Raw genomic sequence first — 17,297 nt, forward strand, 5'->3', positions numbered from 1 at the left:
ATTGCTGTGTTTTAAACATTATGTATCAAAAACGAATACATCATTTATATAATGATAAGGAGAATACAATGAAAAGGATTTTACTGGCAAGTACAGTTGCTCTCTCGATTGCAGGCTTTGCAAAATCTACTGTTTATGCCGAGGATTCACAAACTAGAAATAAAGCTCAAACTTCAGAACAGGCTGTAGCTAATGGAGTTGAAAAAGAAGATCAAAAACAATCAAACAGTCGTGATAAATCGACTAAACAAAGTTCTAACGAAAGTTTGAACAAGGCAGAAAAAGAATCTTCGCAAATTACGCCGAAGAAAGAAACACCTGAAAATAAGGAAAAAACAACAACTGAAACAAAAGTTGAGGAAGTTAATAAAGATGGCTGGCAAAAAGAAAATGGCCAATGGCGTTATTATGAGAATAAAAAGGCTGTCACAAATTGGAAAAAAATAGCAGGTCGCTGGTACTATTTTAACCAGGATGGCGTGATGCTTAGTGATACTGTTTATGATGACTACCTCTTAAGTAAAAGTGGTGCTATGGTTGAGGATTCTTGGGTTAAAATAGATGACAAGTGGTACTTTGCTACAAATTCAGGAAAAATCATCCGCAACAAATGGGAAAAAATCAACGGTGCTTGGTATCGCTTCGATGAATCTGGTGCCATGTTAACTAATACCGTTTACAATGACTACCTTCTTCAGAGTAGTGGAGCTATGCACGAAAGGGGTTGGGCGAAAATTGATGAGAAGTGGTACTATGCTACTGATTCAGGAAAAATCATCCGTAATAAATGGGAGAAAATTAATGGTTCATGGTATCGTTTTGATGAATCAGGTAACATGTTAAGTAAAACCATTTATAATGACTACCTTCTCAAAACTAGTGGCGCTATGGCTGAAAAGGATTGGGTGCAGATGGATGAGAAGTGGTATTATGCTACTGATTCAGGAAAAGCTATCCGGGATAAATGGGAAAAAATCAATGGTTCATGGTACTCTTTTCATAAAGATGGTGACATGTTAAGTAGCCAATGGAAAGAGAAATATTATCTAAAAGATAGTGGGGCCATGGCTCAAAGTGAATGGTTCTTTGATAAAAAGTTTGATAGTTGGTTCTACTTAAAATCTGATGGTGCTTATGCTGAAAACCAATGGCAAGGCTCTTACTATCTCAAATCTTATGGTTATATGGCCAAGAATGAGTGGATTTTTGATAAAAGTTATAACGCCTGGTATTATCTCAAAGAAGATGGGGCATATGTAACTGGTAATTTCACCATTAACGGTAAAGACTATTCTTTCCAAAGCAATGGAAAATGGATTTCCGATACAGCAGCATACTATAAAGTAAAACCAATTACAGCAAATGTATATAGTGCTTCTGGTGAGAAACTTAGCTATATTTCGCAAGGAAGTATTGTATCGATTGATGGAGATGAAGCTAAAGACGGTCGACTTCCAGTCAAAATCTCTGGACTTTCAGGCTTTATGAATAAGAGTGACCTTGTAGCTGTGAATGCAAGTGACGAGTTTATCCCTCATTATACGAGTGATGGTCGTTATATTTACCACGAGTTATCACCATATACAAGTATTCGAGTCGCACCTCATAGTTCATCTATGGAAATTGGTAAAAAATACTATTCAGCGGATGGTGTTAACTTTGATACCTTTAAAGTTGAGAATCCATTCCTCTATCGAGACTTAAGAAAGCCAACCAATTATACTGCAGCTGAACTTGATAAAGTATATTCTTTAATGAATATTAACGGAAGTCGTCTCGCTGGTAAAGGAGCTGTTTTTAAAGAAGCGGAAAAACGCTATCAGGTCAATGCCCTATATCTAATGGCTCACAGCGCCTTAGAAAGTGCTTGGGGACGTAGTCAGATTGCTAAAGATAAGAATAATTTCTTCGGTATTGCGGCCTATGATACTACACCGTACGATTCAGCTAAGAGTTTTGACAATGTTGATAAGGGTATCTTGGGTGCCGCTAAATGGATCCGAGAGAATTATATTGATGAAGGTAGAACTCATCTTGGTAATAAATCATCTGGAATGAACGCTCTTTACGCTTCTGATCCATATTGGGGTGAAAAGATTGCAAGTATCATGATGACTATCAATAGTAAACTTGGTGAAAAGGACTAAAATATTTTAAAATCGATGACTATAAAATGGTTATCGATTTTTATTTTTAATCATACAAAAAGGATTTACTTTTTAAAAGTAAATCCTTTTTGAAGACTAATCAAACCTAAATGTTAGTTAAAAATTAGTCTTTTTTTGACTTATGCAAGAATGCTACCAAAATAATGGATGAGATTAAAGTTACAAATCCAATGATAGTAACTAATGTTCCTTTACCTTCTCCAGTATTAGGAAGTCCAGGTTTTTCGTTTGTTGTAGTTACTGTGGATTTAGGTTCTTCCTCAGTTGTAGTAGTTGAAATAGTTGTAGGCTCTTCAGTTGTTGTAGTTGAAGTAGTTGTAGACTCTTCAGTCGTAGTTGTTGTAGTTGAAGTAGTCTTAGGCTCTTCAGTAGTTGTTACTGTTGTAGTCTTAGGTTCTTCAGTTGTAGTAGTTGAAGTAGTCTTAGGTTCTTCAGTCGTAGTAGTTGAAGTAGTTGTAGGCTCTTCAGTTGTAGTTGTTGTAGTTGAAGTAGTCTTAGGCTCTTCAGTTGTTGTAGAAGTAGTCTTAGGTTCTTCAGTCGTTGTAGTTGAAGTAGTTGTAGGCTCTTCAGTAGTTGTGGTTGAAGTAGTCGTAGGTTCTTCAGTAGTTGTTACTGTTGTAGTAGTCGGTGCTTCAGTCGTAGTTGTTGAAGTAGTTGTAGGCTCTTCTGTTGTTGTTGTAGAAGTAGTCGTTGTTGTAGTAGGCTCTTCAGTTGTAGTTGTAGTTGAAGTAGTCGTTGTTGTAGTAGGCTCTTCAGTAGTTGTGGTTGAAGTAGTTGTAGGCTCTTCAGTTGTAGTTGTAGTTGAAGTAGTTGTAGGCTCTTCAGTTGTAGTTGTTGTAGTTGTGGTTGTAGTAGTTGTAGGCTCTTCAGTTGTAGTTGTAGTTGAAGTAGTTGTAGGCTCTTCAGTTGTAGTTGTTGTAGTTGTGGTTGTAGTAGTTGAAGTTTGATCGCCATCCACACCACCGTTTGCATTGATGTTTGCCACAGATGCGTTTACTTCTTTGGCCACAACCGCAGTTTCACCTTTGACTTGGTACCAAACTTTTGTGTTGTTCTTGAAGTCTTTTTGCTTTTCATTTTCTAATTTTGTACGATAGAAAATTAGAACGCCAGTCTTGTTGATCAAGTCTTTTGGAATTGTAACAGTGATTTTTCCAGAAGCATCAATTGTGAATGTTGATCCAGGAAAGGCCGCTAAGAAATCGTCGATAGCAGTTGTACCACCGTAATATCCAGGTTTATTACCTGTTGTAGTAATACTGAAGCTATCTTTTACAAGTGAATGACCACCTTGGATTTCATCTTCCACACGAACGTCGCCGTCCACTTCTAAGTTCATTGCGTTGATTGTCAATGTCCAAAGAATGTGTTCAGGGTCGTCAGCATGCATGTCCCCAGCTTTTAAGTAGAATGGAGCGTGGTTTTCGCCAGTCGCCTCTTTCTTAACGCTTAGATCTACTGTCTTATCTCCACTGATGATAGTAAATTTACCAACATGTTCTTTATCAGTTGCTGTATTATTATGAACTTCAATCTCAAATTCACCCCAACCACGGATGTTTTGAAGGTTTTTGATAGCTTCGTTAAAAGTAACAGTAGCAGAGCCATCAGTAATGACCATGTCTCCAACGTAAGTTCCGTCGATGTTTAGAGGAATAGTCTTTTTAAAACCTACCCCATAGACTGTACCAGAACTAGTCCAATGAACTTTTAATGTATCACCTGGTTGGATTTTTTGTGCGTGCTCGTCAAATGTAAACTTAACAGTTGTTTGTCCACCATCTGTGATTTCATTTGATGAAACAGTCAGTGAGCTAATATTATTACTGACATCTCCAGCTTTTACTACATCAGACTGCGAAAATACTATGAACAATAAGGGTAAAAATACAAGAAAGAAGACTTTTGCAAGTCTACTTAGATTATTTTTTTTCATTTCCTTCTCCTATTTGTCTCCAAATTTTTACACTTATTTGTATGTTAAAACCAAAACCTACAAATATATGCATAATTATATAGGTTACTTTTTCAAGACAACACTACTAAAAATGCACCTCCTACTAGTCAACTATCAAAAAAATATCCTATATGGTGAATTATATCACAAATAAATAAAACTTCAAGTATTTAACTGTTTTAATTATAAAATTATATTAAATTCGCTGAAAAAATTTATACATTTACTTTGCACAATGTTTGTAAGCAATGATTCATTCGTCGAGGAAATGAAAAAGGACTATTTTTGAAATAGTCCTTTATATAGTTAATCAATCTTTAATCTTATTCTTTTTCATTTTTACGTAAGAATGCAATGGCACCGATTGATGAAATGAGAGTTACAAATCCAATGATAGTAACTAATGTTCCTTTACCTTCACCAGTTTTAGGAAGTCTAGGTTTTTCGTTTGTTGTAGTTACTGTGGATTTAGGTTCTTCCTCAGTTGTAGTAGTTGAAATAGTTGTAGGCTCTTCAGTCGTTGTGGTTGAAGTAGTCTTAGGCTCTTCAGTTGTTGTAGTTGAAGTAGTTGTAGACTCTTCAGTTGTAGTTGTAGTTGAAGTAGTTGTAGGCTCTTCAGTCGTAGTTGTTGAAGTAGTTGTAGGCTCTTCAGTTGTTGTAGTTGAAGTAGTTGTAGGCTCTTCAGTTGTAGTTGTAGTTGAAGTAGTTGTAGGCTCTTCAGTCGTAGTTGTTGAAGTAGTTGTAGGCTCTTCAGTTGTTGTAGTTGAAGTAGTTGTAGGCTCTTCAGTTGTAGTTGTAGTTGAAGTAGTTGTAGGCTCTTCAGTCGTAGTTGTTGAAGTAGTTGTAGGCTCTTCAGTTGTTGTAGTTGAAGTAGTTGTAGGCTCTTCAGTTGTAGTTGTAGTTGAAGTAGTTGTAGACTCTTCAGTTGTAGTTGTAGTTGAAGTAGTTGTAGGCTCTTCAGTCGTAGTTGTTGAAGTAGTTGTAGGCTCCTCAGTTGTAGTTGTAGTTGAAGTAGTTGTAGACTCTTCAGTTGTCGTAGTAGTTGTTTCTTCTTTTGGATTTACGATTGTTTTAGTCGCTGAACGCTCAGCTCCAAAATCGTCAACGTTAACTTCTGTATCTGCAACTTTGATGACATAACCTGATGGTGCTTCAACTTCAGTGATGATATATTTGTCTTTTAACAGTTTGTTAACAGCAATATTACCATTATCATCTGATACAAACTCACCAATAATTTGGTTATTAGCTTGACGAACTACTTTAAACTTAGCACCCTTAAGTGGTTGATTCGCCTCATCTACTTTATGGATATTGATTGAGTAAACATAACCAAGACCAGCACCACCAGCAATTTGAACTGCAGCAGCGTTAATTGCATTCTTGTTTTCAATACCTAGACCTTTAAGCGTTGCTTCATTTTTCAAAACTTCTCCATCTACAGGGTCATAATTTAGACGAACGTTATAAGAAATACGATATTGGTCTTCTTCTGTAATATCACCCAATTCAACAACGAAGGACTGACCATCTTCGCTAATTGTAATCTTATGTTGGTCAGTTACGTCAACGCGATTTGAGAATACCCATTCACCGGTTTCATAAGAGAATTTACCCTTAATAATTTTAATGCTATCTTTTTCGTATGAAGCATTGGTAAATTGTAAGTGATCCTCAATCGTCACACCTTTGATGTTTTGTTTTGTACGATTGACTGAAATCGTGTATTGTACTTCTCTTTTGTCATTCTCGTTAACCCAGCTAGTTTTTGATAAAAGATAAGGATTACCATTACCTATACCAGTAAATGAAACTTTACCCGCAATTTTTGTTTCTTTGTTAATAGTGATTTCTACTGGGATTTCTCCTTGTTGAGGGTGTTTTTTGAAATCGACACGAGCATAGAAGAAGAAAGAGCCTTTTGTATCGTTATGTTTTTCAACATAATCCGTATAAGTTAAAGAAATTGACTTGTTATCCGCACTTACTTTAGCGTAAGCGATAATCTCATTTGTATTGATATCACGAATTTTGAATGATTGTGTATTAATCACCAAAGCGTCTGGTACAGTCATAACAGTTGTATCCCCTGCTTTTACATCTTTTCCAGTTAAATCAAAATTTGCATTGATACGGAATGTAGCCCATTGCGCTAAATCCCAAGTTAAATCTCCACCTTCATTATTTACAACTTTGACATCTGTAATAGCATCTACAAATTTTCCAGTTACTGAAACCTCAGGAGTTTCAGCAAAGATACTACTATAACCTAATGAAAGTAAAGAAGTTAGTAAGCATACCAAAAATGCAACTATTCTTATTTTTTTCTTATTCATGTTTCTCCCTTTCTATTGAAGATAGAATAAAACTAACTGTTGAAAAATACAGAATGATAAATCTAGTAGACAGACAACTAAAAAATATATTTTTAGATAAGAAACTTTTCACCTCCTTCTATTCTGTTAATAAAAAGCAACTTTCACGACAATTATATCACATGTTGATATGCTTAGCAAGTTTATATGTGTTTGATTGCTTTAATATCATCAATTAACTAAAAAGGACTCAGTCCTGTGCAATACAGAACTAAATCCTTTGTGTAAATTATTTGTCTAACTTTTTGGGGTCAGTAATAAGAGTTAATCTTTTCTATTTTTACGAATATAGACTACTACTAAAATAGTACTAACAAGAAGTAGAACACCAATAACTTTAGTTAATGTACCAGTATGTTCACCAGTAGATGGCAGTGTATCTTTCTTATTATTGTGTTCAGAAAGGCTGTAATTTTCACCAGCTACAGAAACTTTATCACTAGTTACCGGAGCTTCATCAGTAGTTACAGGAACTTCCTGAGTAGTTACAGGAGCTTCCTGAGTAGTTGCAGGAGCCTCATCAGTAGTTACAGGAGCCTCATCAGTAGTTACAGGAGCTTCCTGAGTAGTTGCAGGAGCTTCCTGAGTAGTTGCAGGAGCTTCCTGAGTAGTTACAGGAGCTTCATCAGTAGTTACAGGAACTTCTGTTGTAGTCGTAGTAGGCTCTTCTGTTGTTGTTGAAGTAGTCATTGGCTCTTCTGTTGTTGTAGTTGTAGAAGTAGTCGTTGGCTCTTCAGTCGTTGTAGTTGTAGAAGTAGTCGTTGGCTCTTCTGTTGTTGTAGTTGTAGAAGTAGTCGTTGGCTCTTCTGTTGTAGTTGTTGTAGAAGTAGTCGTTGGCTCTTCAGTTGTAGTTGTAGAAGTAGTCGTTGGCTCTTCTGTTGTTGTAGTTGTAGAAGTAGTCGTTGGCTCTTCAGTTGTTGTTGTAGTTGTAGAAGTAGTCGTAGTTGGCTCTTCAGTTGTTGTAGTTGTAGAAGTAGTCGTAGTTGGCTCTTCTGTTGTAGTAGTTGTAGAAGTAGTCGTAGTAGGCTCTTCTGTTGTAGTAGTTGTAGAAGTAGTCGTAGTTGACTCTTTAGTCGTTGTTGTTGTAGAAGTAGTTGTAGGCTCTTCTGTTGTAGTAGTTGTAGAAGTAGTCGTAGTAGGCTCTTCTGTTGTAGTAGTTGTAGAAGTAGTCGTAGTAGGCTCTTCTGTTGTAGTAGTTGTAGTTGTAGTTGTTACTTCTGGGCCTTCTTGCCAGACACGAACATAGTCAACTAGCATATCTGAGCGAGAACCATCACGGTAACTATCAATATGTTTAGTTGCATCAGTGTAATCATGCCCCTGATCATCTTTTAGGAATGAACCTCCAACCATATGGCTTAAACGTAAAGCCATAGCATTGTCTGGATCAAGAAATGGATTTGGGTCTTTGATGTCTTTTAATGGAACAGTTTTATTAGGCTTTCCATCATAGTAGAAGGTAATGCTATCCTTAGTCTTTAAGACTCCGTATGTGTGAAAGTCGGTCTGCGTGTCTCCATTATTAGAAATCTGACGTTGTGTTTGTTTGCTATGGGTAAGATCCTTTTCTGATCTAGGTGTATGAGTATTGGCTTGTAGAAAGCTTGGATCATATCCTTTTGATTCAAAAACATCAATTTCACCATTTTGTGGCCATTGCTTGCCATTAGTACCAGTTAACCAGAAAGAGGACCATGATGATTCACTCATTGGTAACTTGATACGAGCTTCAGCATAGAAATCACCCTTAAACGAAGCTTTGACAACACCTTTGTCGGTGAATGTATTAAGTGCACCGGATGTAAATGGTGCGGGATAAGTAATGATATTTCCGTTCTTGTCTTTTCTAGTATTTGTACGCGGAACTGTTTCCATTCGTTTAGTAGCTGAGTTCCAACGTTCCCGTTTCGGTGAGTAGCGCGCTGTTAAATGCAAAACTCCATCAGAAACTGAAACATTTTCCGGTTTATCAGTAAAATGCATTTGAGTTTCTGCGGGAGTATCAAAAGAAGAATAGGCAAAGGCCCATTTTGTTTGATCAACCTTGTTTCCGTTAAACTCATCTCTCCAAACAATATTAAAGTTATTAGGTACCCCTTCTGGTGGCATTAATTCACTAGCGCCAGATTCAGCATAAACTGTGTTTAATGGGGATAAAAAATTGCTACATAGAATTGTAGTTGCCCCTAAAATGCTTAATCCTGCACCAAAGACTTTGTGCTTTTTCTGCACATTACGCATAATATTCCTCCTAATCTTTAGAATTTATTAGATATAATCTAATAAATAATTTATAAAATTTTTATTGTTTTTAGTATCCTATGATGAGCATTCTTCCAAACAATAAACTGGATTATTTCATCATTGGTACTGGATATTTTTTAAACTAATAATCGAAACAAGCCCTCCTTCTAAGCTATGAATTAAAAGAAATATCCATTAATAAATTATACCTTAAAGAAAGCTATTTTCAATCATCTTGTTCCATATTTGTTAATAATTTTATACTTCTTAATATTTTTAATTATTATTAGACTATAAAGTACAAATATTAGCAAATTTTTATGATTGATATTGCAGGAAATAAATAGAGGTATTTCTAATATCCTTATTGGATAATTTAATATTTTATGGTATACTCATAGGCATTAAATACATTTGAAGGAATTATAGAGGTTAGCAAATCGATGTCCTATATATTTCTACTTTTTGACCTTGATCATACCTTACTTGATTTTGATGCTGCTGAGGATGTAGCCTTATCGCACCTCCTAAAAGAAGAAGGAGTTGCAGACATTCAGGCTTATAAAGATTATTACGTTCCTATGAACAAATCTCTCTGGAAAGATTTGGAAGAGAAAAAGATTACAAAACAAGAACTAGTCAACACACGTTTTTCTCGTTTATTTGATCACTTTGGAATAAACAAAGATGGTTCCTATTTGGCAGAGCGATATCAATTTTTTCTAGCTCAACAAGGACAAATTTTTTCAGGAGCTATTGAACTTTTAGATACTCTTACTGAACGTGGCTATGAACTCTATGCTGCGACAAATGGGATTACCTATATTCAGACAGGTCGTTTGGAGCAATCTGGAATCGCACCATTTTTCAAGGAAATATTTATTTCAGAGCAACTCCATACCCAAAAACCAGATGCAGCATTTTATGAGAAAATTGGAAATCGAATCCCTAACTTTGATAAACATCATGCTCTTATGATTGGAGATTCCCTAACCGCTGATATTCAGGGTGGGAATAATGCTGGCATCGACACCATCTGGTACAATCCTCATCATCTGGAAAATAAGACACAAGCTCAACCAACTTATGTAGTCGATTCTTACCAAGCGCTTCTAGAAATATTAGATAAACTGTAAAAAGTGGTTTCAATAGCCACTTTTTGCTATAATAGAGGCAGTAAAAATGAAGGAGCAGACCATGGAACACTCATCCTGGCATACGCTCATTAAGGAGCAATTACCTGAAGGTTATTTTGGGAAAATTAATCACTTTATGGAAAAGGTTTATGCTCAAGGAACTGTCTATCCGGCAAAGGGAAAGGTTTTTCAGGCTCTTTTGACAACTCCTCTTGAAGAGGTTAAAGTGGTGATTCTCGGTCAGGATCCTTATCATGGTCCTGGTCAGGCTCAAGGTTTGAGTTTTTCTGTTCCAGATAATATCCCAGCGCCACCTTCCTTGCAAAATATTCTTAAAGAGCTTGCTGATGATATTGGAGTTAAAGCATCCCATGATTTGACTTCTTGGGCTGAGCAGGGAGTCTTGCTTCTCAATGCTTGTTTGACAGTTCCAGCAGGTCAAGCAAATGGTCATGCTGGTCAGATATGGGAACCATTTACAGATGCTGTTATTAAGGTGGTCAATAACCTAGATAGACCCGTAGTTTTTGTACTTTGGGGTGCTTATGCACGTAAGAAGAAGGCTTTAGTGACCAATCCTCAACATCTGATTATTGAATCAGCACATCCAAGTCCTCTTTCTGTTTACAGAGGATTTTGGGGTTCCAAGCCTTTTTCTAAGGCCAATGCATTCTTAAAAGAAACAGGACAAGAGCCAATCGATTGGCTTAGATAAGGAGTTTATATGCCTCAGTTAGCGACAATTTGCTACATTGATAATGGAAAAGAATTGCTCATGCTTCATCGCAATATAAAGCCTAATGATGTTCATGAAGGTAAATGGATTGGTGTAGGTGGAAAGTTAGAGCGTGGAGAAACTCCACAAGAATGTGCTGCCCGTGAGATTTTGGAAGAAACAGGCTTGAAAGCAAAACCAGTACTAAAAGGAGTTATCACTTTTCCCGAATTCACTCCTGACTTGGACTGGTACACATATGTCTTTAAGGTGACTGAGTTTGAAGGTGAATTGATTGACTGTAACGAAGGGACCTTAGAATGGGTTCCTTATGATGAGGTTTTAAGCAAACCAACCTGGGAAGGAGACCATACCTTCGTGGAGTGGCTTTTAGAAGATAAGCCATTCTTTTCAGCAAAGTTTGTTTATGATGGTGATAAGTTATTGGATACACAAGTGGATTTCTACGAATAAAGGAGAAAGCAGATGCTAGTAATCAAAAATGGTCGTGTAATGGATCCTAAGTCTGGTTTGGATCAGGTTTGTGATGTCTTGGTTGAAGACGGAAAAATTGTCAAAATTGCTCCTCAAATTGATAAGGATGATGCTCAAGTTATTGATGCAACTGGACTTGTAGTTGCACCTGGATTGGTAGATATCCATGTACATTTCCGTGAACCTGGTCAAACTCATAAAGAAGACATTCATACAGGTGCACTAGCAGCTGCAGCTGGTGGTTTTACGACAGTTGTCATGATGGCTAATACCAATCCAACCATCTCAGATGTTGAGACTTTAGAGGAAGTTCTTCAATCTGCAGCTAAGGAAAAGATTAACATTAAGTCTGTGGCTACAATTACCAAAAACTTTAATGGTCAAGACTTAACTGATTTTAAAGCCCTTTTAGAAGTAGGGGCAGTTGGTTTTTCTGATGACGGGATTCCTCTTGAAAGTAGTAAAGTTGTCAAGGAAGCCATGGAAGAAGCCAAGAAACTAAATACTTTTATTAGTCTTCATGAAGAAGATCCTGGCTTGAATGGTACGCTTGGTTTTAACGAGAATATCGCTAAAGAGCATTTTCATATCTGCGGTGCAACAGGAGTTGCAGAGTACGCTATGATTGCTCGTGATGTCATGATTGCCAATGCAACTAAGGCTCATGTTCATATTCAGCATTTGTCTAAGGAAGAAAGTGTCAAGGTTGTGGAGTTTGCTCAAAATTTGGGAGCTAACGTAACTGCAGAAGTAGCTCCACAGCATTTTTCTAAGACGGAAGCGCTTCTCTTGACTAAGGGAAGTAACGCAAAGATGAATCCACCACTTCGCTTGGAGTCAGACCGTCGTGCAGTTATCGAAGGGCTAAGATCAGGAGTTATTTCGGTGATTGCTACTGACCACGCGCCTCACCATGCTGACGAAAAAAATGTTGAGGATATTACCAAAGCTCCTTCAGGTATGACAGGACTTGAAACTTCTTTGTCACTAGGTTTAACTTACTTAGTCGAAGCTGGTGAGCTGAGCTTGATGGAATTATTAGAAAAAATGTCCTACAACCCAGCAAAACTTTATAACTTTGAAGCAGGTTATCTATCAGAAAATGGTCCAGCTGATATTACAATTTTTGATGATAAAGCGGACCGAATCGTGGATAGTCATTTTGCTTCTAAAGCAGCTAATTCACCATTCATCGGTGAAACTTTAAAAGGGCAGGTAAAATACACCATCTGTAATGGACAGATTGTCTATAAGAACTAGGTGAAATCTGGTCTTTCGAATCATTACTTAGAGAGAGACGATATGTACCCAACCTATCATTTTAAAGACAAATTTATCTTATTTCTTATGATTTTCTTTCCAATTCTAGTCTATCAATTTGCCAATTATTCCGCTTCTTTTGTCGATACTACCATGACTGGCCAGTATAATACCATAGATTTGGCTGGGGTATCAATGGCGACAAGTCTATGGAATCCTTTCTTTACATTTTTAACTGGTATTGTCTCAGCCTTGGTTCCTATAGTTGGACATCATTTGGGTCGAGGAAAGAAAAATGAAGTGGCTTCTGATTTTTATCAATTTCTTTATCTTTCACTTGGTTTATCAATTGTTCTATTTGCTTTAGTTTTTCTTGCTGCGCCACTAATTCTAAACAATATGGGTTTAGAAGCAGCAGTAGCAGATATAGCAGTACGCTATTTATGGTTTTTAGCAATCGGGATTATTCCACTTTTACTCTTTAGTGTAATTAGATCACTATTGGATGCGCTGGGACTGACCAAACTATCCATGTATTTAATGCTTTTATTGTTACCTTTGAATAGTGGTTTTAACTATTTACTAATCTATGGAGCCTTTGGTTTTCCTGAGTTGGGAGGAGCTGGAGCAGGACTCGGGACCTCTATGGCCTATTGGGCCTTGCTGGGGATTTCCATACTAGTCCTTCTTAAACAGGAAAAATTGAAAGAACTACATTTGGAAATACGATTACCTTTAGATAAAAATAAAATTAAAGAAGCGATTAGCTTAGGATTACCAATAGGTGGAACTGTATTTGCAGAGGTTGCTATTTTTTCAGCAGTTGGTTTGATTATGGCAAAATTTTCATCGTTGATTATTGCTAGCCATCAGTCCGCTATGAACTTTTCGTCACTCATGTATGCCTTTCCTATGAGTATTTCAACAGCAATGGCGATTGTGGTATCTTACGAAGTTGGAGCCAAAAGGCTAGAAGATGCTAAAAAATACATCAAAATTGGACGTCTATCTGCTATGGTATTCGCCGTTTTGACTCTCTCCTTTTTGTATATTTTCCGAGAAAATGTTGCGAGACTTTACGGTTATGATCCTGAATTCATTCAATTGACAGCTAGTTTTATGACCTATAGCTTGTTTTTCCAGTTAGCTGATACATTTGCGGCACCATTACAAGGGATTTTACGAGGCTACAAAGATACTGTCATACCTTTCTACCTTGGTCTCCTTGGATACTGGGGAGTAGCTATTCCTCTAGGATGGCTTTTGGACTATTCGACAAATCTAGGCGCTTATTCTTATTGGATAGGTCTCATCGTAAGTTTAATTATCAGTGGTCTTCTTTATCAGTGGCGTTTACAAGTTATTATGAAAAGATTCAAATAATCTGGTGAAAAAACCTTGAAAATTTGTTTGTGAAATAGTTTTTTAAGTAAAGAAAAGTCTTGATTTTACAGACTTTTCTTTTTTTATATTGTGAAAAAATAGCAAGTATATTCTTTGACTCTCATTAACCTATAAGTTAGAATAGATATTTAAAAAATTAAACTTAGAAAGGCAAGATTATGTCAACTTTAGATAAAAATCTTTTGCTTGAGATGTTCCGTAAGATGGAAGAAATCCGTCGCATGGACTTGAAGATTACACAATTAGTAAAAAAAGGGAAAGTGCCAGGAATGACGCACTTTTCTGTTGGTGAGGAGGCAGCTAACGTTGGGGCTATGTTAGCTCTTAATGAAGATGACTTGATTACATCAAACCACCGTGGTCACGGTCAAGCCATTGCTAAAGGTATTGACCTCAATGGAATGATGGCTTAGATCCTTGGTAAATACACAGGGACTTGTAAAGGTAAGGGTGGATCAATGCACATAGCCGACCTTGATGCTGGTAACCTTGGTGCCAACGGTATTGTAGGTGGTGGTATGGGGATTGCAGTAGGTGCTGCCCTTACTCAACAAATGAAACATACTGGAAAGATTGTTGTCTGCTTCTTTGGTGATGGAGCGACTAACGAAGGTGTATTCCACGAAGCGGTGAATATGGCTTCAATCTGGAACCTTCCTGTTATTTTCTACTGTATCAATAACGGATATGGAATCTCTGCAGACATTAAGAAAATGACAAATGTGGAGCATATTTATGAGCGTAGTGCAGCTTACGGTATTCCTGGAATGTTTATCCCCGATGGAAACAATGTAATAGATGTCTACGAAGGATTTAAGAAAGCATTAGACCATGTTCGTTCGGGAAAAGGTCCTGTATTGATTGAGAGTGTAACCTACCGCTGGCTTGGTCACTCTTCATCAGACCCAGGTAAATATCGTACACGTGAAGAAGTAGAAGAGTGGAAACAACAAGATCCAATCGAAAATCTTCGCAAGTACCTCGTTAAAAATAGGATTGCTAGCGAAGAAGAACTTGAAGAAATTCAAGCACAGGTCAAGGAAGCAGTGGAAGCATCTGTTAAATTTGCAGAAGAAAGTCCATTCCCTCCACTCGAATCAGCTTTTGAAGATATTTACGCAGACTAAGGAGAAGTAGAGAAAATATGGAAACTAAATTAATGTCTTTCCGCGATACCATTATCCTTGCTATGTCTGAGGAAATGCGTCGTGATGAAAATGTTCTTTTGATGGGTGAAGATGTCGGAGTTTTCGGTGGAGACTTCGGAACTTCAGTAGGTATGCTTGAAGAATTTGGTCCAGAACGCGTTCGTGACTGTCCGATTTCTGAAGCGGCAATTTCAGGTGCAGCAGCTGGTGCTGCTATGACAGGGCTTCGTCCAATCGTTGATATGACTTTCATGGACTTTTCAGTTATTGCCATGGATAATATCGTCAACCAAGCAGCTAAAACTCGTTACATGTTTGGCGGTAAAGGTCAAGTGCCTATGACAATCCGCTGTGCAGCTGGTAACGGAGTTGGTTCTGCAGCTCAACACTCACAATCATTGGAATCTTGGTTTACTCATATCCCAGGATTGAAGGTTGTAGCTCCAGGTACACCAGCTGATATGAAGGGACTTCTTAAGTCTTCTATCCGTGACAACAACCCTGTTATCATTCTTGAATATAAATCCGAATTTAACCAAAAAGGTGAGGTTCCTGTTGATCCAGACTATACTATCCCACTTGGAGTTGGAGAAATCAAACGCGAAGGAACTGATGTAACAGTAGTAACATACGGTAAAATGCTTCGTCGTGTCATGCAAGCAGCTGAAGAATTGGCCGAAGAAGGCATCTCAATAGAAGTAGTAGACCCACGTACTTTGGTTCCACTTGATAAAGACATCATCATTAATTCAGTTAAGAAGACTGGAAAAGTAGTTCTTGTCAACGATGCCCACAAGACAAGTGGTTTTATCGGTGAAATCTCAGCTATCATTTCTGAATCAGAAGCATTTGATTACTTGGATGCACCAATTCGTCGATGCGCAGGTGAAGATGTACCAATGCCTTACGCACAAAATCTAGAAAATGCAATGATTCCGACAGTTGAAAGCATCAAAGATGCAATCCGTAAAACTCATAATAAACAGTAGTACATAAAATAAATTATGTAAAAAATTAATTAGACGAGAAGCTTTGTATCTTTTAGGTGCAAAGTCCTCTACGTACTTGATATCTTAAAAATGAACTCGGGCTAAAGTCTGTGTGAAAAAGATAAACTTTCCTAGAAACTAAAGTTTCTTCGTCCAGTTTCCTATTTTCACTGTGACTTTTGACGCCCTTAGTATCTTATAACTGAATCCGGACGGAGGACTGTGAAAAAAAGATAGATTTCCTTGTGTTCATCGAACACAGCGTCAATCTCCTATTTTTTCTTTGTCCTCTACGTCCTTGATATCTTATAATAGAATAGGAGAGGTCATGGCTGATGATAAGCTAAGAGCGACTCCTGCGGCTAGAAAATTAGCAGATGATTTAGGGATTAATCTCTACGACATTTCTGGCTCAGGCGCAAACGGTCGTGTCCACAAAGAAGACGTGGAAACATATAAAGACACTAACGTGGTTCGCATTTCACCACTCGCAAAACGAATTGCATTAGAACATAATATTGCTTGGCAAGAAATCCAAGGAACAGGTCATCGTGGTAAAATCATGAAGAAGGACGTTTTGGCCTATCTTCCTGAAAATATCGAAAATGACACCATTAAATCACCTGCTCAAATTGAGAAAGTGGAAGAAGTTCCAGACAACGTAACGCCTTATGGAGAAATCGAACGCATTCCGATGACTCCTATGCGTAAGGTTATTGCTCAACGTATGGTTGAGTCATACTTAACTGCTCCAACCTTTACGCTTAACTATGATGTAGATATGTCTGAATTGCTTGCCCTTCGTAAGAAAGTTCTTGATCCAATTATGGAATCAACTGGTAAGAAAATCACTGTGACAGACTTGCTTTCTCTTGCTGTTGTTAAGACACTTATGAAACATCCATACATCAACGCTTCGTTGACTGAAGATGGTAAGACAATTATCACTCACAACTATGTCAACCTTGCGATGGCAGTTGGTATGGATAATGGATTGATGACACCAGTTGTCTATAATGCAGAAAAAATGAGCTTGTCTGAGTTGGTAGTTGCATTTAAAGACGTCATTGGACGTACCTTAGATGGTAAACTAGCTCCTAGCGAATTGCAAAATTCAACTTTCACCATCAGTAACTTGGGAATGTTTGGGGTTCAATCATTTGGTCCTATCATCAACCAACCGAACTCAGCCATCCTCGGTGTTAGCTCAACAGTTGAGAAACCTATTGTAGTTAATGGTGAAATCGTAATTCGTCCAATTATGAGTCTTGGATTGACAATTGACCACCGTGTCGTAGATGGTATGGCTGGTGCTAAGTTTATGAAAGACTTGAAAGCTTTGATTGAAAACCCAATCTCAATGTTGGTTTAAAATATTTGTTTTAGAAATATAGATAGAGGAAGTA

General features: G+C 37.4%; 11 protein-coding genes and 1 pseudogene. 9 read left to right on the forward strand and 3 right to left on the reverse strand.

Going from position 1 to position 17,297, the window contains the following annotated elements; all coding sequences use genetic code 11:
* Positions 1-68: 68 nt before the first annotated feature.
* On the forward strand, positions 69-2,147 hold the full coding sequence (locus ACXYSK_RS02765; RefSeq protein ID WP_458624946.1) for a glucosaminidase domain-containing protein: 2,079 nt from the start codon (positions 69-71) through the stop codon (positions 2,145-2,147).
* A gap of 124 nt (positions 2,148-2,271) precedes the next feature.
* Here the strand turns inward: ACXYSK_RS02765 and ACXYSK_RS02770 are convergent, their stop codons facing one another.
* From ACXYSK_RS02770 to ACXYSK_RS02780, 3 genes are all read right to left on the reverse strand, one after another.
* On the reverse strand, positions 2,272-4,104 hold the full coding sequence (locus ACXYSK_RS02770; protein WP_458624947.1) for an LPXTG cell wall anchor domain-containing protein: 1,833 nt from the start codon (positions 4,102-4,104) through the stop codon (positions 2,272-2,274).
* Positions 4,105-4,448: 344 nt separating this feature from the next.
* Positions 4,449-6,461, reverse strand: coding sequence for an Ig-like domain-containing protein (locus ACXYSK_RS02775; protein WP_458624948.1), 2,013 nt, complete (start codon positions 6,459-6,461; stop codon positions 4,449-4,451).
* A gap of 303 nt (positions 6,462-6,764) precedes the next feature.
* Positions 6,765-8,741: a family 16 glycosylhydrolase gene (locus tag ACXYSK_RS02780; RefSeq protein ID WP_458624949.1), complete on the reverse strand. Its 1,977-nt coding sequence runs from the start codon at positions 8,739-8,741 to the stop codon at positions 6,765-6,767.
* A 446-nt stretch (positions 8,742-9,187) separates the two neighbouring features.
* Here ACXYSK_RS02780 and pynA point away from each other — a divergent pair, with 446 nt between their 5' ends.
* From pynA to ACXYSK_RS02820, 8 genes and pseudogenes are all read left to right on the forward strand, one after another.
* Positions 9,188-9,880, forward strand: coding sequence for a pyrimidine 5'-nucleotidase PynA (pynA, locus tag ACXYSK_RS02785; protein ID WP_006154180.1), 693 nt, complete (start codon positions 9,188-9,190; stop codon positions 9,878-9,880).
* Positions 9,881-9,941: 61 nt separating this feature from the next.
* Complete coding sequence (locus tag ACXYSK_RS02790; RefSeq protein WP_458624950.1) at positions 9,942-10,595, forward strand: uracil-DNA glycosylase; 654 nt, start codon at positions 9,942-9,944, stop codon at positions 10,593-10,595.
* A 9-nt stretch (positions 10,596-10,604) separates the two neighbouring features.
* Positions 10,605-11,069 (forward strand): NUDIX hydrolase, encoded by a 465-nt coding sequence (locus ACXYSK_RS02795; protein ID WP_458624951.1) that lies wholly within the window; start codon positions 10,605-10,607, stop codon positions 11,067-11,069.
* A 12-nt stretch (positions 11,070-11,081) separates the two neighbouring features.
* Positions 11,082-12,350: a dihydroorotase gene (locus ACXYSK_RS02800; RefSeq protein ID WP_458624952.1), complete on the forward strand. Its 1,269-nt coding sequence runs from the start codon at positions 11,082-11,084 to the stop codon at positions 12,348-12,350.
* 42 nt (positions 12,351-12,392) lie between these two features.
* Entirely contained in the window at positions 12,393-13,733 is a 1,341-nt protein-coding gene (locus tag ACXYSK_RS02805; RefSeq protein WP_458624953.1) for an MATE family efflux transporter, read from the forward strand.
* Positions 13,734-13,912: 179 nt separating this feature from the next.
* Positions 13,913-14,881 (forward strand): annotated as a pseudogene (locus ACXYSK_RS02810) (thiamine pyrophosphate-dependent dehydrogenase E1 component subunit alpha).
* Between the two features lie 17 nt (positions 14,882-14,898).
* Positions 14,899-15,891, forward strand: a complete 993-nt coding sequence (locus ACXYSK_RS02815) for an alpha-ketoacid dehydrogenase subunit beta (RefSeq protein WP_373113448.1) — start codon at positions 14,899-14,901, stop codon at positions 15,889-15,891.
* Positions 15,892-16,219: 328 nt separating this feature from the next.
* Positions 16,220-17,263, forward strand: coding sequence for a dihydrolipoamide acetyltransferase (locus ACXYSK_RS02820; protein WP_458624954.1), 1,044 nt, complete (start codon positions 16,220-16,222; stop codon positions 17,261-17,263).
* The last annotated feature ends 34 nt before the right edge of the window (positions 17,264-17,297 follow it).

Source organism: Streptococcus sp. V919, from assembly GCF_054353475.1.